Raw genomic sequence first — 21,455 nt, forward strand, 5'->3', positions numbered from 1 at the left:
GCGGCAGTTGACTGCCGCCCGACGAAAACCGAAAAGAGGAGCGTCCCGAGATGCCGGTTCCGTCCGAGGAGAGAGTGACCGAACTCGTCTCCGACCTGGTGCAACGCCGTGGTTTCGATCTCGAGGACGTCGTGGTCACCTCGGCGGGCAAGCACAGCGCGGTCCGCGTGGTCGTTGACAGTGACGCGGGCCTCGAACTGGATCAGGCAGCCGAACTCAGTCGTGAGATCTCGGCGGTGTTCGACGACGTGTCCGATTTCGGGGAGTCTCCGTACAACCTCGAGGTCACCTCTCCCGGCGTGGATCGTCCACTCACACTCCCGAGGCACTGGCGTCGGTCCAGAGGTCGGAAGGCGACCTTCGACCTCGGTCACGAGAATATCGACGGCAGGATCGGGCGACTGAACGAGAACACGCTCGACGTGGTCGTCGGCGGCGCGAAAACGGGACCTGCGGTGCGCGAAATTCCGCTGGACGACATTCGGAGCGCGGTCGTGCGGGTCGAATTCTCGAAGCCGAACCCGAAGGAAATGGAACTTGCCGGAGGCGTCGCCGAGGGGCGAGTCGCGCCCGCCGAGCCGACGATGTCGGTCGACGAAGAAGAATCGGAAGGTCAGGACAAGTGAATATCGACATTGCGGCACTGCGCGCGATCGAGGCCGACAAGGGCATCTCGATCGACACGGTCATCGCCACCATTCAGAGTGCGTTGCTGACCGCCTACCGGCATACGGAAGGTCATCAGCCGCACGCGCGGATCGACGTGGACGCCAAGAGCGGCGTCGTGCGAGTGATGGCGCACGAGACCGACTCCGAAGGCAACATGGTCGGCGAGGAGTGGGACGACACCCCCGAGGGCTTCGGTCGAATCGCCGCAACCACCGCGCGTCAGGTCATCCTGCAGCGGCTGAGGGACGCCGAACACGAGCGCAGCTTCGGCGAATTCGTCACCCACGAGGGCGAAATCGTCGGTGGTGTCATCCAGCGTGACACCCGCGCGAATGCGCGCGGCATGGTCGTGGTGCGCATCGGCAGCGATGCGAACGGTGCCGAGGGCTTGATTCCTCCGGCCGAGCAGGTTCCCGGTGAGAGCTACGAACACGGCGAGCGGCTCAAGTGTTACGTCGTCGGCGTCTCGCGCGGAGCTCGTGGTCCCCAGATCACGTTGTCGCGCACGCACCCCAATCTGGTGCGCAAACTGTTTGCGCTCGAGGTCCCGGAGATCGCCGACGGTTCGGTCGAGATTCTCGCCGTGGCGCGCGAGGCCGGCCACCGGTCGAAGATCGCCGTGCAGTCGCGGGTATCTGGACTCAATGCGAAGGGTGCATGTATCGGCCCCATGGGGCAGCGCGTGCGCAACGTCATGAGCGAGCTCGCCGGCGAGAAGATCGACATCATCGATTTCGACGACGATCCTGCGAAGTTCGTCGGCAACGCCCTGTCTCCGTCGAAAGTGGTGTCCGTCACGGTCGTGGATCCGGAACTGCGGGCCGCGCGTGTCGTCGTCCCCGACTTCCAGTTGTCACTGGCCATCGGCAAGGAGGGGCAAAACGCCCGCCTCGCTGCACGGTTGACGGGGTGGCGTATCGACATCCGCAGCGATGCGACCGGCGTCACGGAGGCGTCCGGCGACCCCGGCGTGACCAGTGCATAAACAAGGAATGCGGAGAACCGGGGCAGACAGCGGTAGAGTGATCAATGGTTCAGCATGAGCTACCCGCTTCCGCGCGTGTCGGCACCGGTTCTCCGGTGCGTACCTGTGTCGGATGCAGGGAGCGAGCGCAGACCGTCGATCTGTTGAGGATCGTGGTTGGCGAGCACGGCCCGCAAGGTGCGGTGCTCGTCCCGGATCCACGGCGCAGACTTCCCGGGCGTGGTGCGTGGTTGCACCCGACGGCCGATTGTCTGAGTCTGGCGGAGCGACGCCGAGCATTCGGCAGAGCACTGCGAGTGTCCGGGAAACTGGATACGTCAGCGGTCGATCGGATGATCGACCCTCTCGAGAAGAACAGGCACAAGCACTCATGAGCACACCGTGAAGCACCAGCGATGAACGTCCATCGGAGATAACCCGAGGTCGTGCGGGATTCCTCCCTGTAGGGGAGCCTCCTGCTCGACCTCACCAGTGAGGAGAGCAGTGGCAGGCAAGGCCCGCGTGCACGAGTTGGCAAAAGAACTCGGTGTCACTAGTAAGGAACTACTCGCAACGCTCAAGGAGCAGGGCGAGTTCGTGAAGTCGGCGTCCTCGACGGTCGAGGCGCCGGTCGCTCGACGTCTACGGGAGTCGTTCCCGTCCGCGAAGCCGAAGGGTGAGGACGAGAGCGCACCCCGCACGGTCGCCAAGCCCGGCGGGGCGAAGGAAAGCACCTCTACCGCAGCGAAGCCGGGAAGCGCACCCAAGCCGGGCGCCCCGCGGCCCGGGCCCAAGCCCGCAGCACCGGCGGCCGCGGCTCCGGCAGCCTCGGAAGCAGCAACCCCGCAGACTCCGGCAGCACCCCCCGCCGCGACACCCGGCCCGAAGCCGGGGCGTCCGACTCCGGCAGCGCCGGCACCGGAAGCACCCGCGGCAAGCGCGACTCCGGCCGCACCGTCCACGGGCGCCAAGCCCGGCGGACCGCGCCCGGGACCGAAGCCTCCGCGCGTCGGAAACAACCCGTTCTCGTCCGCACCGGCCGAACGCCCCACGCCGCGTCCCGCTCCCGGCGGTCCGCGTCCGGGTGCACCCCGTCCCACTCCGGGACAGGGCGGCCCCCGCCCCACTCCGGGGCAGGGCGGTGCCCGTCCGGCACCCGGTCAGGGCGGTCCCCGTCCGGCTCCGGGCCAGGGCGGTCCTCGTCCCAGCCCGGGATCGATGCCTCCTCGCCCCAACCCCGGCGCGATGCCGGCCAGGTCGGCGCGTCCGGCACCGGGCGGTCGTCCCGGTCGTCCCGGCGGCGCACCCGGTGGTCGTCCCGGCGGCGGTGGCGGCTACCGCGGCGGCGGACCCGGCGCCCCGGGTGGCGGTCCTCCGGCAGGTGGCTTCCGTGGTCGCCCCGGTGGTGGTCGTCCCGGTCAGCGCGGGGCAGCAGCCGGTGCGTTCGGTCGTCCCGGCGGAGCTCCGCGTCGCGGTCGCAAGTCGAAGCGGCAGAAGCGCCAGGAATACGATTCGATGCAGGCACCTGCCGTCGGCGGCGTGCGGTTGCCGCGTGGCAACGGTGAGACCATCCGTCTCGCTCGCGGTGCATCGCTGTCCGACTTCGCAGAGAAGATCGACGCGAACCCGGCAGCATTGGTGCAGGCCCTCTTCAATCTCGGCGAGATGGTGACGGCAACTCAGTCGGTCAACGACGAGACGCTCGAACTTCTCGGCGGCGAGATGAACTACGTTGTCCAGGTCGTCAGCCCGGAGGACGAGGACCGCGAGCTGCTCGACAGCTTCGACCTCACCTACGGCGAAGACGAAGGCGGAGAAGAGGACCTCGCGTCCCGTCCGCCGGTGGTCACCGTCATGGGTCACGTCGACCACGGTAAGACCCGACTGCTGGACTCGATCCGCAAGGCGAACGTCCGTGAGGCGGAAGCCGGCGGCATCACCCAGCACATCGGTGCATACCAGGTACTCACCGAGCTCGAGGGTTCCGAGCGTCTCGTGACCTTCATCGACACCCCCGGTCACGAGGCCTTCACGGCCATGCGTGCTCGTGGTGCCAAGGCCACCGACCTCGCCATCCTGGTCGTCGCAGCCGACGACGGCGTCATGCCGCAGACGGTCGAGGCGATCAACCACGCCCAGGCGGCAGAGGTGCCGATCGTGGTCGCGGTGAACAAGATCGACAAGGAAGGCGCCGATCCGGCAAAGATTCGCGGGCAGCTCACCGAGTACGGCCTCGTCGCAGAGGAGTACGGCGGCGAGACCATGTTCGTCGACATCTCGGCGAAGCAGGGAACGAACATCGAATCCCTGCTCGAGGCCGTCTTGCTGACCGCGGATGCATCGCTCGATCTGCGTGCCAACCCGGACATGGACGCTCAGGGTGTAGCCATCGAGGCGCACCTCGACCGTGGTCGCGGACCCGTTGCGACCGTGCTCATTCAGCGCGGAACGCTGCGAGTCGGTGACTCGATCGTGGCCGGAGATGCGTACGGACGTGTCCGTCGCATGGTCGACGAGCACGGTGCCGACGTGCACGAGGCTCTTCCCTCGCGGCCGGTTCAGGTCGTCGGCTTCACGTCGGTTCCCGGTGCAGGTGACAACCTGCTCGTGGTCGACGAGGACCGCATCGCACGTCAGATCGCCGACAAGCGGAACGCACGTAAGCGCAACGCCTTGGCTGCGAAGAGCCGGAAGCGGATCAGCCTCGACGATCTGGATGCAGCGCTCAAGGAGACGTCGCAGCTCAACCTCATCCTCAAGGGCGACAACTCGGGAACCGTGGAGGCCCTCGAAGAGGCACTGCACGGCATCGAGATCGACGACGAGGTGCAGTTGCGCGTCATCGACCGCGGCGTCGGTGGCGTCACGGAGACCAACGTCAACCTGGCGGCGGCTTCCAACGCGATCATCATCGGCTTCAATGTCCGTGCCGAAGGCAAGGCGACAGAGCTGGCGAACCGCGAGGGTGTCGACATCCGGTACTACTCGGTGATCTACCAGGCCATCGACGAGGTCGAGAAGGCGCTCAAGGGCATGCTCAAGCCGATCTACGAAGAGGTCGACCTGGGCAAGGCGGAGATCCGTGCGATGTTCCGTTCGTCCAAGGTCGGCAACATCGCCGGTTGCTTGGTCACCTCGGGTATCGTGCGGCGCAACGCGAAGGCCCGGTTGTTGCGTGACAACCGTGTCGTCGCCGAGACGGTCACCATCTCCTCGCTCAAGCGGGAGAAGGACGACGCCGTCGAGGTTCGCGAGGGCTACGAGTGTGGTTTGACGATCACGTACTCCGACATCAAGGTCGGCGACGTCATCGAGGCGTACGAGCTTCGCGAGAAGCCGCGCGACTAGGTTCGGTCGGTCCGCAAGGCAGCATCGCCTCGTCCGCTCTCCCGGTTCGTTCGAACCGGGAGAGCGGACGTCGCGCGAAGGAGGGAACGTGTACGTCGGGGCACTCGAGCTGGACATCCTGCTCGGAGACGTGCGATCGCTGAAAGAGAAGCGAGCATCGGTCAAGCCGGTGCTCGCCGCCCTGCGGCGTTATGGGGTTTCGGCCGCCGAAACCGGGGAGCTGGACAGGTACCGTCGTTCGATGCTCGGTGTGACGATGGCGAGTTCCGCAGTGGATCACGTACACGAGGTTCTCGACACGTGCGAACGGCACGTGGCCGAGTTGCCGGAGCTTCAACTGCTGGCGGTACGGCGCCGAATCTTCGGTCCCGAGGACTGAATACAAGCCGGCGCGTGCATGAGCGCCGAGGTGCGCAGATAATGTGCAAGGCTCGTAAAAGGACAACAGGCCGGTTCGTCGACGGGCCAGGGAGAGGAGACTGAAGGTCATGGTGGATCCCGCCCGGGCACGAAAGCTCGCAAAACGTATCGGAACGATCGTCGCGACCGCGATCGATCACGAGATCAAGGACCCGCGCCTGGCGTTCGTCACGATCACCGACACCAAGGTGACGGCCGATCTGCACGACGCCACCGTGTACTACACGGTGATGGGTGCCGACCTCGACACCGAGCCTGATCTGGAGTCCGCGGCCGCCGGTTTGGAGAAGGCCAAGGGTGTGCTGCGCTCCAAGGTGGGCGCCGGCACAGGTGTGCGCTTCACTCCGACGCTGACGTTCGTCGCGGATACCGTTCCGGACACTGCGCGGCACATGGAAGAACTGTTGGCGCGGGCCCGCGCAGCCGACGACGAGGTCGCCCGATCTGCAGCGAGTGCACAACCTGCCGGTGACGCAGACCCGTACAAGGAACCGCGCGAACAGGGACAGGACGAATCGTCCACCGATTCGTCCAGCCCACGCTGACCGGGTTGTCGACGTGATCACGACCCCTGCGGCAGAACCGGTTTCGGAGGCAGATCTGTCCGAACTCGACTCGCTCGAGACGTGCAAGTCGCGTGCCGTCGGCGTTCTCGAGAACGCGACGTCCGTGACGGTGCTGTGTCATGTGCAGCCCGATGCCGACACGATCGGTTCCGGCCTTGCGCTCGGTCTGGTGCTCGAACGTAAGGGCATTCCGGTGCAGGTGGCTTTCGGGTTCCCGGACGAACTACCGGAGTCGATGCGCGAGCTGCCCGGGAAGCATCTCCTGGTGGCCGCGAACGAGGTGCAGCGTGATGTCGACCTTCTGGTCACCGTCGACTGCGGAAGTGCGGGTCGGCTCGGCCGCCTCGCGGACAGGGTCGAGTCCGCGCGTGAGGTCCTCGTGATCGATCACCACAGGTCGAACACCAGGTTCGGAACGATGAACCTGATCGACCAACGGGCCGAATCGACCACCGCGGTGCTCGCGACCCTGTTCGACATGTGGGGCGTGGAGATCGACGAAGAACTGGCGCATTGCCTGTTCGCGGGGCTGGTGACCGACACGGGCTCTTTCCGTTGGGTTCAGCCGGGAACTCACACACTCGCCGAGAGACTGTTGGACACGGGAATCGACGGTTCGAGGATCGCTCGGCGGCTCCTGGACACGCACCCGTTCGGATGGTTGCCGATGCTGTCGTCGGTGCTCGGATCGGCGACGTTGGTGAAGGAAGCCGCAGACGGTCGCGGGCTCGTGTATGCCGTGATCAGGCGTTCCGATGTGGGTGATCTCCGCTCCGAGGAGATCGAGAGTGTCATCGACATCGTGCGGACCACCGCCGAGGCGGAGGTTGCCGCAGTTCTCAAGGAAGCGGCGGACGGCACTTGGTCGGTGTCGCTGCGATCGAAGTACGACGTCGACGTCTCCGCGGCCGCCGGTCGGCTCGGTGGCGGTGGACACCGGTTCGCAGCCGGGTATACGGCGGACACCGATTGCGAGGAGATCGTTGCGGCCCTGCTCGAGACTCTCGGCTGAGACTTGAACTCGGACGCATCCGGCAGTCCCGAGGTGCGCCGGGACGACATGGGGGAGACGGACGACGTCCCCTCGTCTCGCATCTTCGGTCTGGCAATTCCCGCGTTGGGTGTGCTCGCTGCGGAACCGCTGTATCTGCTGTTCGACATCGCCGTGGTCGGACGCCTCGGTGCGCTTGCACTCGCGGGGCTGGCTGTTGGCGGGCTGATTCTGGCCCAGCTGAGCACTCAGCTCACTTTCCTGTCGTACGGCACCACGGCCCGTGCCGCGCGTTTGCACGGAGCCGGTGACGAGCGGGCCGCCGTGGGGGAGGGTGTTCAGGCGACGTTCCTGGCGTGGGGTGTCGGAACGTTGGTGATCGTCGTGGTCCAACTGTGTGCGCACCCGGTGGTGTCGGTGATCGCGGGCGGTTCGGACATCGCTGCGGCTGCGGAGGGTTGGCTGCGCATCGCGGTGTTCGGGGCTCCGCTGATTCTCACCGGAATGGCCGGAAACGGGTGGATGCGTGGGGTCCAGAACACGGTGCGTCCGCTGCGATTCGTGGTTGCCGGCCTGATCGTGTCGGCATTGGTGTGTCCGGTGCTGGTTCACGGCCTGCTCGGTGCGCCGCGCATGGAACTCGAAGGCTCCGCTGTCGCCAATGTCCTCGGCCAGGCCGTGTCGGCTGCTCTGTTCATCGGTGCGCTGGTTCGGGAACGGGTGCCGCTCCGGCCGAACTGGTCGATCATGCGGGCTCAGATGCTGTTGGGGAAAGATCTGATTCTGCGGAGTCTCGCGTTTCAGGCCTGCTTCCTGTCCGCGGCGGCGGTCGCTGCCCGATTCGGGGCGGCTTCGGTCGCAGCTCACCAGGTGGTTCTGCAGTTGTGGAACCTGGTGACGTTGACCCTCGATTCACTTGCCATCGCTGCTCAGACACTCGTCGGCGCGGCCCTGGGTGCCGGTCGCGTGGCCGGGGCGAGGCGTCTGTCGCGACGTATAACGTTGTGGTCCGCTGTGTTCGCGCTGGGGTTGGCCGTGGTGTTCACGGTCGGGCACACCCTGATTCCCGGGCTGTTCACGACCGATGCCGACGTGCTCGACGAGATGGCGGTCGCGTGGTGGTTCTTCGTGGCCATCATGCCGATCGCAGGTGTGGTGTTCGCGTTGGACGGGGTGCTCCTCGGGGCCGGGGACGTCGCGTTCCTGCGCAATGCGACGCTGACCTGTGCACTCGTCGGCTTCCTGCCGCTGATCTGGTTGTCGATGCAGCAGGGCTGGGGTCTCGCGGGAATCTGGGCGGGGCTTACGGTGTTCACAGTTCTTCGAATGCTCGCGGTCGTCTGGCGTGTCGGTTCCGGCCGCTGGGCGGTGTCGGGTGCGGATCTTCAGGCGAGATCGGTCGGCGAGCGGTGAGCAGGAAGGGGAGCGGTAGGTGGCAGCCAAACTGATGGCGGTGAGCGACATCCATGTCGGTCACCGTGGCAATCGTCCGATCACAGAGGGCCTGTATCCGGACAGCCCGGAAGACTGGTTGATCGTGGCGGGCGACGTCTCGGAGAAGACCGACGACATCCGCTGGGCACTGAAGACTTTGCGCGAGCGATTCGCGAAGGTGATCTGGGTTCCGGGCAACCACGAGCTATGGACCACCGCCAAGGATCCCGTGCAGATCTACGGCGTGGCCCGGTACGAGTACCTGGTCTCGCTGTGCCGTGAATTGGACGTGATCACCCCGGAGGATCCGTATCCGGTGTGGGAGGCCGAGGACGGTCCGATCACCATCGTGCCGATGTTCCTGCTGTACGACTACAGCTTCCTGCCCGATGGGGCCGTCACCAAGGCTCAGGGACTGGCGATTGCGCGGGACAAGAACGTGGTTGCCACCGACGAGTTCCTGCTGTCGAGCGAGCCGTTCGCCACCCGGGATGCGTGGTGTCGCAGTCGAATCGAGCTCACCGCGGAACGGCTGGATGCGCTCGCTCCCGGAACGCGTACGATCCTGATCAATCACTTCCCGCTGGTGCGGGAGCCGACGCAGGTGCTCTGGTATCCGGAGTTCGCCCTGTGGTGCGGGACGGATCTCACCGCGGACTGGCACATTCGATACAACGCCGTGTGCGCGGTGTACGGGCACCTGCACATACCCCGCACCACGTACTACGACGGTGTTCGATTCGAGGAAGTCTCGGTCGGTTACCCGCGGGAGTGGCGTAAACGCGGTCTGCCGGAACGTGTGCTTCGACAGATCCTGCCGGTGCCCGAGTATCCGCCGGGGACCCTCAACAAGTGGGGTGGCCACTTCAAGGTCACGCCCGAACAGGAGGCGGCGGTGGAGAAGATGCGAGCGGGGCGGCGACCGTGATCGAACGTATTCTTCCGGCGGGTGTCGCCTCGGCAGAACTGTACGAGGATCCGCCGGATCTACGACCCCATCCGCAGGAAGAGGCACTCATCGGCCGGGCGGTCGAGAAGCGTCGTCGTGAGTTCACTACGGCACGGCACTGCGCTCGGGTGGCGATGAACCGGCTGGGTGTGGAACAGGGCCCGATCCTTCGCGGCGAGCGCGGGTCGCCGGTGTGGCCACGCGGCGTCGTCGGAAGTCTCACCCACTGCGACGGCTATCGGGGCGCCGTGCTCGCGTACTCGATGCAGGTGCGGTCGCTGGGAATCGATGCAGAACCCAATGCGCCACTACCGGACGGCGTGCTGCCTGCGGTGAGCCTCGCGCGTGAGCAGGAATGGCTGGCGACCACGACCACCGACACGGGAGTGCACTGGGACCGGTTGCTCTTCTGCGCCAAGGAAACGACCTACAAGGCATGGTTCCCGCTGACACAGCGGTGGCTGGGGTTCGAGGACGCACACATCACCTTCCAGGAGGGGCCGAACGGCAACTCGGGCACGTTCCGCTCGGATCTCCTGATTTCCGGTGAGACGGTCGACGGCCCGCCGCTTGCCTCGTTCGAGGGACGCTGGCTGACCTCGGAGGGACTGATTCTCACGGCGATTTCGGTGGTGTGACCGGTCCTGGCAGAATCGTCAGACGTGCCTCCACATGAAAAGCCTTCGTCCGGACTGGTCGGTGCCGGCCTTCTCGTCGTGGACAAGGACGCCGGGATCACCAGTCACGACGTCGTCGCGCGATGCCGAAAGCTGTTGAACACTCGCAAGGTGGGGCACGCGGGAACCCTCGATCCGATGGCGACCGGTGTGCTGGTCCTCGGGATCGAGCGTGCCACCAAGATGCTCGGACTACTCGCCCTGACCACGAAGGCGTACACCGCAACCATCCGGCTCGGTGCGTCGACGACGACGGACGACGCCGAGGGGGAAACGGTCGATTCGCACGACGCCACGCATCTGACCGACGAGGAGATCGCCGCTCGGATCGGAGACCTCAGCGGAGACATCGCGCAGGTTCCGTCGAGCGTGAGCGCCATCAAGGTCGACGGCCGACGTGCACACGCCAGAATCCGTGCCGGCGAGGCAGTCGAGTTGGAGCCGCGTTCGGTGACCGTGGATCGGTTCGAGGTCACGGCTCGTCGCACGTCGGATTCGTACGTGGATCTCGATGTCGAGGTGGAGTGCTCGTCGGGAACCTACGTGCGCGCACTGGCACGTGACCTCGGCCGGGCTCTCGGGGTCGGCGGGCATCTGACGGCACTGCGGCGTACGCGGGTGGGGCCGTTCACCCTCGAACACGCACGCACACTGGACGAGCTCGCCGAAAGTCCCGCCGTGAGTCTCGATATCGACGCTGCCGCACAGACCGCGTTTCCGCACCGTCACATCGATGCGGACGAGGCCGAATCCATCAGCCAGGGAAGATGGCTGACTCCCATAGGAATCAAGGGCGTCTATGCGGCCATCGATCCGAGTGGCCACACGATCGCCCTGCTACAGGAGCGCGGACGCCGGGCCGGCTCGGTGATGGTGGTTCGTCCGGCAACGTTGCGCTGACGTCGGTCAGACCAGCCAGATCGCCTGGGCAGCAAGGTTGCCCAGTTCGACGGTGTCGGCATCTGGGGGAGTGTCGAGACGGACCGACACCGTGCCGGCGAAATCGCGGCGTTCGAGGACGGTCACCTGCACGTCGAGCGCGACGCCCACAGAATCGAAGTAGCGCAGCATTTCGGGGTCGGAATCGGAGATTCGCGCAATTCGACCGCACTCGCCGTTCGCGAAGTCGCTCAGCTGGCGTGCCGCAGGGGCCGGTATGGATCCGTCGACGGCCGGGATCGGATCACCGTGTGGATCGCGCTCGGGGTGGCCGAGTTTGGCGTCCATCCGGGCCACCATCAAGTCGGAAACCGCGTGTTCGAGGATTTCGGCTTCGTCGTGAACCTCGTCCCAGCCGTAGCCGAGTTCGTGGACGAGATATGTCTCGATGAGTCGGTGCCTGCGAACCATGCCGATGGCTGCGGCGCGCCCGGCGTCGGTGAGCGCGATCGACCCGTAACGGGCGTGGTCGACCATCCCCTGATCCGACAGTTTCCGGATCGCCTCCGAGACCGTCGAGGCCGACACTCCGATCCGTTCGGACAGCAACTTCGTCGAAACGCGTTCGTGGGACCACTCCTGAGCTGTCCAGATCACCTTCAGATAGTCCTCCGCTACAGAGGACAGTGATGCCGGCTCGGATGCCTCGTCCGGGATCGTCTTCTGATCTCTTCTGTTTCCCACCACGGTGATGAGCTTAGGCAAACGTCGGGACGTGTACACGGGCAACATGGACGTGAGTGCTCTCACCAGCATTGAAACGAGCGGGCATTCGGACACGTTCACCGATGTGCCCACCGAAGATGAAGATCGTCGCTCGGGGCCGTAGGCTGCCAGACGTGCTGAGATGGCGTGGTCTCGACGAAGTTCCGGCCGACTGGGGTCGTTGTGTTCTCACGATCGGCGTATTCGACGGTGTGCACAGAGGGCACGCCCAGCTGATCTCGCGTGCGGTCGAGTCCGCACGCAAGCGTGGGATCAAGAGTGTCCTCATGACATTCGATCCGCATCCGATGGAGGTCGTTCGGCCCGGTAGTCACCCTGCGCAGTTGACGACCTTGGCGCGGCGTGCGGAATTGGCCGAAGAGTTGGGTATCGACGTCTTCTGCGTCATGCCGTTCACCGCCGAGTTCATGAAACTCACTCCGGAGCGCTACGCCCACGAGATCCTCGTCGAGCGTCTGCACGTCGCGGAGGTGGTCGTGGGGGAGAACTTCACCTTCGGCAAGAAGGCGGCCGGAGACGTCACCCTGCTGCGCGAGATGGGCGAGAGATTCGGATTCGCCGTGGACGGCGTGAAATTGCTCGCCGAGCATGCCGTGACGTTCTCTTCCACCTACATCCGCGCGTGCGTCGATGCCGGTGACATGGCCGCAGCGACCGAAGCCCTCGGTCGGCCGCACCGAGTGGAAGGCGTCGTGGTGCACGGCGACGGGCGAGGCCGCCAGCTCGGCTACCCGACGGCGAACGTCGCACCCCCGATGTTCTCGGCCATACCGGCAGACGGCGTGTACGCGGCGTGGTTCACGGTGCTCGGGCCCGGTGCGGACCTCGGAACCGTGGTGCAGGGTGAGCGATACATGGCCGCCGTGTCCGTCGGTACCAACCCCACGTTCTCCGGGCGCACCAGGACGGTCGAGGCGTTCGTGCTCGATCGCGAGGCCGACCTCTACGGGCAACACGTGGCAGTCGATCTCGTGGCGCGCCTGCGGGGTATGGAGAGGTTCGATTCCGTGGACGATCTGGTCGCCGAGATGGGGCGCGATGCCGAGAGGGCACGCGAGATCCTGTCCTCCACCGAGCCTGCACGCTGATTCTCCCGCGCGGTGAATCGGTCACATTCGAACTGGTAGACTGCTCGACCGGTGTGGGCTGCGGTTCGCGGTGGCTGCGCCGAGATTCGATCCTTTCGCGCGAACGTCATTACCAGGAGTGAAGCAAGTGGCTTTGACCACCGAAGAGAAGAAGCAGGTCCTGACCGAGTACGGCCTGCACGAGACCGACACCGGTTCGCCGGAGGCGCAGGTGGCTCTGCTCACCAAGCGCATCGTCGGACTGACCGAGCACCTCAAGACGCACAAGCACGACCACCACTCCCGCCGCGGCCTCCTGCTGCTGGTCGGACGTCGTCGTCGCCTGCTCAAGTACGTCCAGAAGGTCGACATCGCTCGCTACCGTTCGCTCATCGAGCGCCTCGGCCTGCGTCGCTGACGTCGGACGACTCAGTCGCACGCAGTGCGTGCCGCACGTCCTGTGAAGTGCCCGTTCACCATTCGGTGAGCGGGCATTTCGCGTTCCGGCACCGAAGTGGGGTGCCTGCGCGAATGCATCGAGATTTACACCTGCGATGGTAGTGTTCAGAGGGGTTCGTGGACGTTGCCGCTGGCAGCGTCCACTCGCTACGCGGGAGTCGAGCCGTATCGGCTGGTCGGTCCTCGGTAGTGGTTGCCGGAAGGCAGCGAGCCCGCGCCCATCGGCGCGGATCCCATCGCTGTCCGACAACTTCGATCGATGGCCGTCACCGCGGATGAGGTTCCGAATCTCCGCTTTCGATGCGAGCCCGAGAAACAAAGACGACGAAGAGAAAAGACGAAGATGACAGAAAATTCTGCAGTAGAGGTCGACGAAGGCGTGTTCGAGTCGACCGCCGTGATCGACAACGGGAGCTTCGGCACCCGCACCATCCGATTCGAGACCGGACGCCTTGCACAGCAGGCCGCCGGCTCCGTCGTTGCCTACCTCGACGACGAGACCATGCTTCTGTCCGCCACCAGCGCGGGCAAGCACCCCAAGGACAACTTCGACTTCTTCCCCCTCACGGTGGACGTCGAGGAGCGCATGTACGCCGCGGGCCGCATCCCCGGTTCGTTCTTCCGTCGCGAGGGCCGCCCCTCGACCGACGCCATCCTCACCTGCCGCCTGATCGACCGGCCGCTGCGTCCGTCGTTCGTCGACGGACTCCGCAACGAGATCCAGGTCGTCGTCACGGTGATGAGCCTGAACCCGCAGGATCTGTACGACGTCGTGGCGATCAACGCTGCGTCCGCGTCCACGCAGATCGCGGGCCTGCCGTTCTCCGGTCCCGTCGGCGGTGTGCGTGTTGCGCTCATCGCGGGTGGGGCGAGCGGAGCGACGGGGAGTGACTCGGAGGAGAACAAGAAGGGGCAGTGGGTAGCCTTCCCGACCGTCGAGCAGCTCGAGAACGCCGTGTTCGACATGGTCGTTGCGGGTCGCATCGTGTCCGGCTCCGGCGACAACGCCGACGTCGCGATCATGATGGTCGAGGCCGAGGCCACCGACAACGTGATCTCGTTGATCGACGGTGGCGCCCAGGCGCCCACCGAAGCCATCGTCGCCGAGGGGCTCGAGGCTGCCAAGCCCGCCATCGCTCGCCTGTGCACCGCGCAGCAGCAGCTCGCCGAGAAGGCTGCGAAGCCCACCGGCGACTTCCCGCTGTTCCCGGCCTACGAGGACGACGTGTTCGCGGCAGTCGAGGCCGCTGCGTCCGAGAAGCTCAGCGCGGCGCTGACCATCGCGGGCAAGCAGGAGCGCGACGACAAGACCGACGAGGTCAAGGTCGAGGTGCTCGAGAAGGTCGCTCCCGACTTCGAGGGCCGGGAGAAGGAGATCGGTGCAGCGTTCCGTTCGCTGACCAAGAAGCTGGTTCGTCAGCGCATTCTGCGTGACCAGTTCCGTATCGACGGTCGTGGCATCACGGACATCCGTTCGCTGTCGGCCGAGGTTGCGGTCATTCCGCGTGCACACGGTTCCGCACTGTTCGAGCGTGGCGAGACCCAGATCCTCGGTGTCACCACCCTCGACATGGTCAAGATGGCGCAGCAGGTCGACTCGCTCGGTCCCGAGACCAGCAAGCGCTACATGCACCACTACAACTTCCCGCCGTACTCCACCGGTGAAACCGGTCGTGTCGGTTCCCCGAAGCGTCGCGAGATCGGCCACGGCGCACTTGCCGAGCGTGCGCTCGTTCCGGTGCTCCCGAGCGTCGAGGAGTTCCCGTACGCCATCCGCCAGGTCTCGGAGGCGCTGGGCTCCAACGGGTCCACCTCGATGGGCTCGGTGTGTGCATCGACTCTCGGCCTGCTCAACGCCGGTGTTCCGCTGAAGGCTCCGGTTGCCGGCATCGCCATGGGCCTCGTGTCGGACCAGGTGGACGGCGAGACCCGTTACGTGGCGCTGACCGACATCCTCGGCGCCGAGGACGCCTTCGGTGACATGGACTTCAAGGTCGCCGGGACCAAGGACTTCGTGACCGCGTTGCAGCTGGACACCAAACTCGACGGTATTCCGTCGAAGGTGCTGGCCGGTGCGCTGTCGCAGGCCAAGGATGCGCGTGCCACGATCCTCGAGGTCATGGCAGAGGCGATCGACGCTCCGGACGAGATGAGCCCGTTCGCGCCGCGCATCACCACGATCAAGGTTCCGATGGACAAGATCGGTGAGGTCATCGGCCCCAAGGGCAAGATGATCAACTCGATCACCGAGGAGACCGGCGCCAACATTTCCATCGAGGACGACGGCACCGTCTTCGTCGGTGCTGCCGACGGCCCGTCGGCTCAGGCGGCGATCGACAAGATCAACGCCATCGCCAATCCGCAGCTGCCGAAGGTCGGGGAGCGGTTCCTGGGCACGGTCGTCAAGACCACCGCCTTCGGAGCGTTCGTCTCGCTGCTTCCGGGCCGTGACGGTCTGGTCCACATCAGCAAGCTCGGCAACGGCAAGCGCATCGCCAAGGTCGAGGACGTGGTCAGCGTCGGTTCGAAGATCCGAGTCGAGATCGCCGACATCGACAACCGCGGCAAGATCTCGCTGGTCCCCGTCGAGGAGAACAGCGAAGGCGCCGCCGAGTCGGAGTCGACCCCGGCAGACGCAGAGGCCTGACACAGGCCGCCTGGGTCACGAACGACCGGAGACCGCCTGCAGTCCTTTCGAGGGCTTCAGGCGGTCTCTGTGCTTCGCGTGTATCGTTCGGATTTCCGGCCGTCGGACCAAGAACCTCGAGGATCAGCTGACCGATTCATGGCAAAGAACGATCGCACCATCGCGCGCGGGCGTACCGCGACTCTGACGCGCGCAACCTCGGCTCCCGTTCCCAATACGGGTGTCAGACGTACCGTCCTTCCCAGTGGTTTGAGGGTCGTCACCGAACATGTTCCCGGCGTTCGATCCGCGTCGGTGGGCGTGTGGGTTGGAATCGGCTCACGGGACGAGCAGCCTCGAGTTGCCGGCGCAGCGCACTTTCTCGAGCATCTGTTGTTCAAATCGACACCCACCCGAACGGCACTCGACATCGCTCAGGTGATGGACGGTGTAGGCGGTGAGCTCAATGCCTTCACCACGAAGGAACACACCTGCTACTACGCGCACGTTCTGGACGACGATCTGCCGCTCGCCCTCGACCTCGTCAGCGATGTCGTGCTTCGTGGGCGTTGTCGGTCAGCCGACGTGGACGTCGAGCGTCAGGTTGTCCTCGAGGAGATCGCCATGCGCGACGACGACCCGGAGGATCTCCTCGGCGACACGTTCCTCACGGCCATGTTCGGTGACCACCCGATCGGGCGCCCCGTGATCGGTTCGACCGATTCGGTCGAATCGATGACGCGCACCCAATTGCACTCCTTTCACACCCGGCGATACACGCCGCAGCGAATGGTGGTCGCGGTCGCCGGCAACGTCGAGCACGAGCACGTCGTGGAATTGGCGGTGCGCGCGTTCACAGGCAAACTCACCGACTTCGGCGAGCCGGTTCCGCGACGTGAGGGTCGGATACGCATCGACACCGCACCCACACTCGGTGTCACCGAACGCGACAGCGAGCAGGTGCACATCTCGCTGGGGGTTCGCGCATTCGGCAGGCACGAAGGGCATCGGTGGGCCCTGTCGGTCCTCGATGCGGCAGTCGGGGGCGGGCTGAGTTCTCGGTTGTTCCAGGAAGTCCGCGAATCTCGTGGACTCGCCTACTCGGTGTATTCGGGCGTCGATACCTTCGCCGACACCGGCGCCTTCTCGGTGTATGCGGGCTGCCAGCCGGAGAACCTCGGCGAAGTGGTCACGGTGATCCGCGAGATCCTCGCGAACGTGGCAGCGGAGGGCATCACGGACGCCGAATGTGCCCGCGCCAAAGGCGCGTTGCGTGGCGGACTCGTTCTCGGGCTCGAAGATTCCGGATCGAGGATGAACCGTCTCGGGCGCAGCGAGCTCAACTACGGCAACCACCGCAGTATCTCCGAGACACTGACGAGAATCGATGCGGTCACCACCGCCGAAGTCCGCGACGTCGCGCGCATACTGTTGCGGCGGCCGTTCGGTGTCGCGGTGGTCGGTCCTTATCGGAGGGCCCGTGATCTTCCCGCCTCGGTGCGGGGGATCGTTCGATAGTGGAGGAGTGGCGATGAGAATTCGTGGTGCCGTGCTCGAGGAAATCGGACGGGCACGTCCGTTCGCTCGGTCGCTGCCGATCTCCATCGCCGACCTCGAACTCGACGACCCTGGCGAGGGGGAGATCCTCGTTCGCATCGAAGCCGCGGGTCTGTGCCACTCCGACCTCTCGGTCGTGGACGGCAACCGGGTCCGTCCCGTCCCCATGTTGCTCGGACACGAATCGGCGGGCATCGTCGAAAAGGTCGGTGCCGGAGTCGAAGACGTGGCGGTCGGTCGTCGAGTCGTCATGACCTTTCTGCCTCGGTGCGGCGACTGTGCGGGCTGCGAAACCGACGGTGTGATGCCGTGCAGCGCCGGTACCGCGTCGAACAATGCGGGGACATTGCTCGGTGGTGGGTCGAGGCTGCGACGCGGCGACGAGAGCGTCAACCATCACCTCGGAGTGTCCGGATTCGCCACTCATGCCGTTGTGAACCGGAGATCGGTGGTGCCGGTGGGTGACGACGTGCCTCCCGAGGTGGCTGCGGTGCTCGGTTGCGCGGTTCTCACCGGAGGCGGGGCAATTCTCAACGCGGCGCGACCGAAGGCCGGCGAGGCGATCATGGTATTCGGACTCGGCGGTGTCGGAATGGCTGCGATCCTCACTGCCGTGTCACTCGGAGGCGGTGACGTGATCGCGGTCGACACCGTGAGCGAAAAGCTCGACACGGCACGCGAACTCGGTGCAACAGCGACCTACACACCGCAGGAAGTGACCGACGGCGGAGTTCGCGCACCGATCGTGATCGAAGCGGCCGGTAATGCCCGCGCTTTCGAATCCGCGGTCGCTGCGACCGCGCCGGGTGGCCGGACCGTCACCGTGGGTCTGCCGTCTCCGGATGCACGTTCGTCGATCTCACCGCTGACACTAGTCGCCGAGGCTCGCACGATCATCGGGAGCTATCTCGGTTCTGCGGTGCCGGCCCGGGACATTCCGATCTACGAAGACCTGTGGCGTTCGGGTGCGCTTCCCGTGGAGAAACTGATCTCCTCGAGGATCACTCTCGACGAGATCAACAGTGGAATGGACGAACTGGCGGACGGACGGGCGATCAGGCAGGTCATCCGGTTCGACTGATCTGCGTACCGGGGGGGTCGACTCGCGTCGGTATCCGGCTCGTAGGTGCGAATTCAATTTGCGTAGGCTTCTTCCCGAATCGTTGTGACTGGACGGAGCGTGGAGAAGTGAGCGCAGAAGACGCCATCAAGGTCGGAGTTCTCGGAGCCGAGGGCAAGGTCGGCAAGGCGATGTGCGAGGCAGTCGAGCAAGCCTCCGACCTGGAACTCGTCGCGAAGGTCGACCACGGCGACCGGCTGGAGTCGTTCGTGGAGTCGGAAACCGAGGTGGTCATCGACTTCACCCACCCGGACGTGGTCATGGGCAACCTCGAGTTCCTCGTGGAGAACGACATCCACGCGGTTGTCGGCACCACGGGATTCGACGACGCACGACTCGAGAAGGTCCGGTCCTGGCTGAGCAATCAGCCGTCGGTCGGTGTTCTGATCGCACCCAACTTCGCAATCGGGGCGGTGCTCTCGATGCGATTCGCCGAAGCGGCCGCTCGCTTCTTCGATTCGGTAGAGGTCATCGAGCTCCATCACCCCAACAAGGCTGATGCGCCATCCGGCACCGCGTACCGCACGGCGGATCTCATCGCAGCTGCGCGCGACAAAGCCGGCGTCCCTCGGAGCCCCGACGCGACCACCACCGAACTCGAGGGCGCGCGTGGCGCGGACGTGAACGGCGTGCGCGTGCACTCGGTCCGCCTCGCCGGACTCGTCGCCCATCAGGAGATCCTGCTCGGGACGCAGGGGGAGACGCTCACGATCCGTCACGATTCGATGGACCGCAGCTCCTTCGCTCCAGGTGTCCTGCTCGGGGTTCGCGAGATTGCCCGGCGCCCGGGCTTGACCGTGGGACTCGATCCCTTCCTGGACCTGTGAAGAACGAGGCGACCCGCAAGGTCGCGTTGATCGCCTTCCTCGTTTTCGGACTGGCCGTGTATTTCGTCCTGCTCGGTCAGCGGGGCGTCAGTCTGATCCAGACCGGCGGCGTTGCCGCTGTCGGCCTCGGTATCGGTGTCCTGATCCTCCCGTTCCTCGGAATCTGGATCGTCGGCGCAACGTTGCGCGCGGGCCTCCAGCATCAGCATCTCGCCCGCCGAATTCACGACGAAGGCCTCGAGCTGGATGTGTCGGACCTTCCTCGCAGACCGTCGGGGCGAATCGACCGTGACGCCGCCGACGAACTGTTTCAGCAGGTGAAGGCCGAATGGGAAGAGGACCCGGACAACTGGCGCAGTTCCTACCGCCTGGCCCGCGCCTACGACTACGCCGGGGATCGAGGCCGTGCGCGCGACACGATGCGCCGCGCAGTCGAACTCGAGCGCGCCGAACGTGGAGACTGAGCGTGTGGAAACCAACGAGCACGTGAAGACTCTGCTTCTGGTGCATCACACACCGTCGCCGTACATGCAGGCCATGTTCGAGGCTGTGGTATCCGGTGCCACCGACCCCGAGATCGAGGGTGTGGGGGTGGTGCGTCGGGCGGCGCTCACCGTCTCCGCGTCGGAGTTTCTGGAGGCTGACGGATACGTTCTCGGCAGTCCGGCCAACCTGGGATATGTGAGCGGTGCCCTCAAGCACGCATTCGACTGTGCGTACTACCAGATCCTCGACTCCACCAACGGCCGCCCGTACGGGCTGTATCTACACGGGAACGAAGGCACCGAAGGTGCGGAGAAGGCTGTCGACTCCATCACGACAGGACTCGGATGGGCGAAGGCGGCCGAATATGTGACGGTGTCGGGCAAGCCCAGCAAGGAAGATCTGGAACGATGCTGGGAACTCGGCGCGACGGTTGCAGCAAACCTGATGGGGTGACGTCCGGGGAGTAGGCCCCCGGACCTCGACCTCTACGTGCTCAGAGACTTTCGACGAACTTGGTGAGGCCCTTGCTCGCCGTCTCGAGAGCGGACTTCTGGGCCTTCTTCACGAGGAAGCCGGGAAGCGGTACCTTCGGATCGACGGTCAGGGTGAACTTCACCTTCGTACCCGAGTCCGATGGGGTGAGGACGTACGAACCGTCTTGCGAGCTTTGCTGATTGCTCTCCACCAGAGTCCAGGACACGGTGTCGTCGCCGGTGAACGTGTAATCGACGACCTGGTCGTCGTTGATGCCGAGAATCGACACCGACATGCGTACCCGGTTGGGTCGGCCGTCGTCATGGGTGGTGAGAACCTCCACGGAGCGGTGCGGGCCGGACCATTCGGGAAGGCGTTCCACAGCGGCTATGGCAGCCATGACTGTTGCGGGATCGGCTTTGATCTCGAATTCTTTGTCGCCGGACACTGCCATCTCGATCGCTCCTTCGTACACATGACACATTCACCGTGTGGCTGATGTGACGCTATTACATCATCGCCGGGTTGCCGCGTCTGCAGAGCGCGCGAGGTCGGTTCAGAATTTGTCCGTCCCGTTACGTCGCATCTGATCGCGGAGTGCACCCTGGACGGCCTGGGAGACCCAGGAATTGAGGGACACACCGTTCTGGGTCGCCGCTTCCTCGGCGCGTTCCTTGATCTGTTCGACCAACCGGAGAGTCACGCGACTGACATCCCCGCTGAGGTCGTCGAAGGCGGTCCAGGCGTCGGTGGCGTCACGGCGGGCGTCACCAGGCCGGTCGTGATCCTCTTGCGTGACATCAGGGGTCTTCCTGACGTCGAGCACGACCTCTTCGCCGTCCAGGCGAACCGAGATCTCGCGGTCGCCCAGCGATTCCGACACCGCGCCGGCGAACTCGGTCAGGGCCGACAGAAGTACGAGTTTGAGGGCCGGCGACGTGGCATCTGCCAGCGCCGTTGCGGTCTCGCGTGTCTTGTCATCGCCGAGCCCTGCGGCAGCCCGCATGTCGGCGCCGAGTCGGTCCGTGTATTTGTTCAGATCCATGACGTCATTGTGACGTCATAAGTGACGTCAGTCAAGGCGTCAGGGCTCTTCGGTGCCGTCGAGGTGGGCGGAGTCGATAGTCTCGGAGCGCAAACACCGTAGAAGGAGACC

At 65.2% G+C, this 21,455-nt stretch carries 22 protein-coding genes; 19 read left to right on the forward strand and 3 right to left on the reverse strand.

The window, feature by feature from the left end; genetic code table 11:
* Positions 1-50: 50 nt before the first annotated feature.
* From rimP to truB, 11 genes are all read left to right on the forward strand, one after another.
* On the forward strand, positions 51-626 hold the full coding sequence (rimP, locus tag ACFWO3_RS03915) for a ribosome maturation factor RimP (RefSeq protein ID WP_378573847.1): 576 nt from the start codon (positions 51-53) through the stop codon (positions 624-626).
* Complete coding sequence (gene nusA, locus ACFWO3_RS03920) at positions 623-1,654, forward strand: transcription termination factor NusA (RefSeq protein ID WP_378573850.1); 1,032 nt, start codon at positions 623-625, stop codon at positions 1,652-1,654. The genes rimP and nusA overlap by 4 nt, the downstream gene beginning before the upstream one ends.
* Positions 1,655-1,698: 44 nt before the next feature.
* Positions 1,699-2,028: a YlxR family protein gene (locus tag ACFWO3_RS03925; RefSeq protein WP_378573853.1), complete on the forward strand. Its 330-nt coding sequence runs from the start codon at positions 1,699-1,701 to the stop codon at positions 2,026-2,028.
* Between the two features lie 109 nt (positions 2,029-2,137).
* The gene (infB, locus tag ACFWO3_RS03930) at positions 2,138-4,981 is read left to right on the forward strand and encodes a translation initiation factor IF-2 (protein WP_378573855.1); all 2,844 of its coding nucleotides are present in this window, start codon (positions 2,138-2,140) and stop codon (positions 4,979-4,981) included.
* 88 nt (positions 4,982-5,069) lie between these two features.
* Positions 5,070-5,360 (forward strand): DUF503 domain-containing protein, encoded by a 291-nt coding sequence (locus ACFWO3_RS03935; RefSeq protein ID WP_378573858.1) that lies wholly within the window; start codon positions 5,070-5,072, stop codon positions 5,358-5,360.
* A 109-nt stretch (positions 5,361-5,469) separates the two neighbouring features.
* The gene (gene rbfA / locus ACFWO3_RS03940; RefSeq protein WP_378573861.1) at positions 5,470-5,946 is read left to right on the forward strand and encodes a 30S ribosome-binding factor RbfA; all 477 of its coding nucleotides are present in this window, start codon (positions 5,470-5,472) and stop codon (positions 5,944-5,946) included.
* A gap of 55 nt (positions 5,947-6,001) precedes the next feature.
* Positions 6,002-6,979, forward strand: coding sequence for a bifunctional oligoribonuclease/PAP phosphatase NrnA (locus ACFWO3_RS03945; protein ID WP_378574053.1), 978 nt, complete (start codon positions 6,002-6,004; stop codon positions 6,977-6,979).
* A gap of 48 nt (positions 6,980-7,027) precedes the next feature.
* A complete protein-coding gene (locus ACFWO3_RS03950) occupies positions 7,028-8,371 on the forward strand; it encodes an MATE family efflux transporter (protein WP_378574055.1) in 1,344 nt (447 codons plus the stop codon).
* 19 nt (positions 8,372-8,390) lie between these two features.
* Complete coding sequence (locus ACFWO3_RS03955; protein WP_378573863.1) at positions 8,391-9,320, forward strand: metallophosphoesterase family protein; 930 nt, start codon at positions 8,391-8,393, stop codon at positions 9,318-9,320.
* The gene (npt, locus tag ACFWO3_RS03960; protein ID WP_378573866.1) at positions 9,317-9,979 is read left to right on the forward strand and encodes a 4'-phosphopantetheinyl transferase Npt; all 663 of its coding nucleotides are present in this window, start codon (positions 9,317-9,319) and stop codon (positions 9,977-9,979) included. The genes ACFWO3_RS03955 and npt overlap by 4 nt, the downstream gene beginning before the upstream one ends.
* A 24-nt stretch (positions 9,980-10,003) precedes the next feature.
* Complete coding sequence (truB, locus tag ACFWO3_RS03965) at positions 10,004-10,918, forward strand: tRNA pseudouridine(55) synthase TruB (protein WP_378573869.1); 915 nt, start codon at positions 10,004-10,006, stop codon at positions 10,916-10,918.
* Between the two features lie 6 nt (positions 10,919-10,924).
* Here truB and ACFWO3_RS03970 read toward each other — a convergent pair whose 3' ends face one another.
* Entirely contained in the window at positions 10,925-11,662 is a 738-nt protein-coding gene (locus tag ACFWO3_RS03970; protein WP_378573871.1) for a metal-dependent transcriptional regulator, read from the reverse strand.
* 134 nt (positions 11,663-11,796) lie between these two features.
* On the opposite strand from ACFWO3_RS03970, the gene ACFWO3_RS03975 reads away from it, so the two are divergent.
* From ACFWO3_RS03975 to ACFWO3_RS04010, 8 genes are all read left to right on the forward strand, one after another.
* A complete protein-coding gene (locus tag ACFWO3_RS03975; protein WP_378573874.1) occupies positions 11,797-12,771 on the forward strand; it encodes a bifunctional riboflavin kinase/FAD synthetase in 975 nt (324 codons plus the stop codon).
* 127 nt (positions 12,772-12,898) lie between these two features.
* Entirely contained in the window at positions 12,899-13,168 is a 270-nt protein-coding gene (gene rpsO / locus ACFWO3_RS03980) for a 30S ribosomal protein S15 (RefSeq protein ID WP_378573877.1), read from the forward strand.
* A gap of 384 nt (positions 13,169-13,552) precedes the next feature.
* Complete coding sequence (locus ACFWO3_RS03985; protein ID WP_378573881.1) at positions 13,553-15,856, forward strand: polyribonucleotide nucleotidyltransferase; 2,304 nt, start codon at positions 13,553-13,555, stop codon at positions 15,854-15,856.
* A gap of 138 nt (positions 15,857-15,994) precedes the next feature.
* Complete coding sequence (locus tag ACFWO3_RS03990; RefSeq protein WP_378573883.1) at positions 15,995-17,353, forward strand: M16 family metallopeptidase; 1,359 nt, start codon at positions 15,995-15,997, stop codon at positions 17,351-17,353.
* 13 nt (positions 17,354-17,366) lie between these two features.
* Positions 17,367-18,473, forward strand: coding sequence for an alcohol dehydrogenase catalytic domain-containing protein (locus ACFWO3_RS03995; protein ID WP_378573885.1), 1,107 nt, complete (start codon positions 17,367-17,369; stop codon positions 18,471-18,473).
* 107 nt (positions 18,474-18,580) lie between these two features.
* Positions 18,581-19,339, forward strand: a complete 759-nt coding sequence (dapB, locus tag ACFWO3_RS04000) for a 4-hydroxy-tetrahydrodipicolinate reductase (RefSeq protein WP_378573887.1) — start codon at positions 18,581-18,583, stop codon at positions 19,337-19,339.
* Entirely contained in the window at positions 19,336-19,803 is a 468-nt protein-coding gene (locus ACFWO3_RS04005) for a hypothetical protein (protein WP_378573890.1), read from the forward strand. The genes dapB and ACFWO3_RS04005 overlap by 4 nt, the downstream gene beginning before the upstream one ends.
* Positions 19,804-19,867: 64 nt before the next feature.
* Positions 19,868-20,278 (forward strand): flavodoxin family protein, encoded by a 411-nt coding sequence (locus ACFWO3_RS04010; RefSeq protein ID WP_378574058.1) that lies wholly within the window; start codon positions 19,868-19,870, stop codon positions 20,276-20,278.
* A gap of 40 nt (positions 20,279-20,318) precedes the next feature.
* On the opposite strand, the gene ACFWO3_RS04015 is transcribed toward ACFWO3_RS04010, so the two are convergent.
* Together ACFWO3_RS04015 and ACFWO3_RS04020 are read right to left on the reverse strand one after the other, a co-directional pair.
* Complete coding sequence (locus tag ACFWO3_RS04015; protein ID WP_378573892.1) at positions 20,319-20,753, reverse strand: SRPBCC family protein; 435 nt, start codon at positions 20,751-20,753, stop codon at positions 20,319-20,321.
* 102 nt (positions 20,754-20,855) lie between these two features.
* Complete coding sequence (locus ACFWO3_RS04020) at positions 20,856-21,344, reverse strand: toxin-antitoxin system HicB family antitoxin (protein WP_378573895.1); 489 nt, start codon at positions 21,342-21,344, stop codon at positions 20,856-20,858.
* Between the last annotated feature and the right edge of the window lie 111 nt (positions 21,345-21,455).

It is taken from the genome of Rhodococcus sp. NPDC058521 (assembly GCF_042719695.1).
Lineage (GTDB): Bacteria > Actinomycetota > Actinomycetes > Mycobacteriales > Mycobacteriaceae > Rhodococcus_F.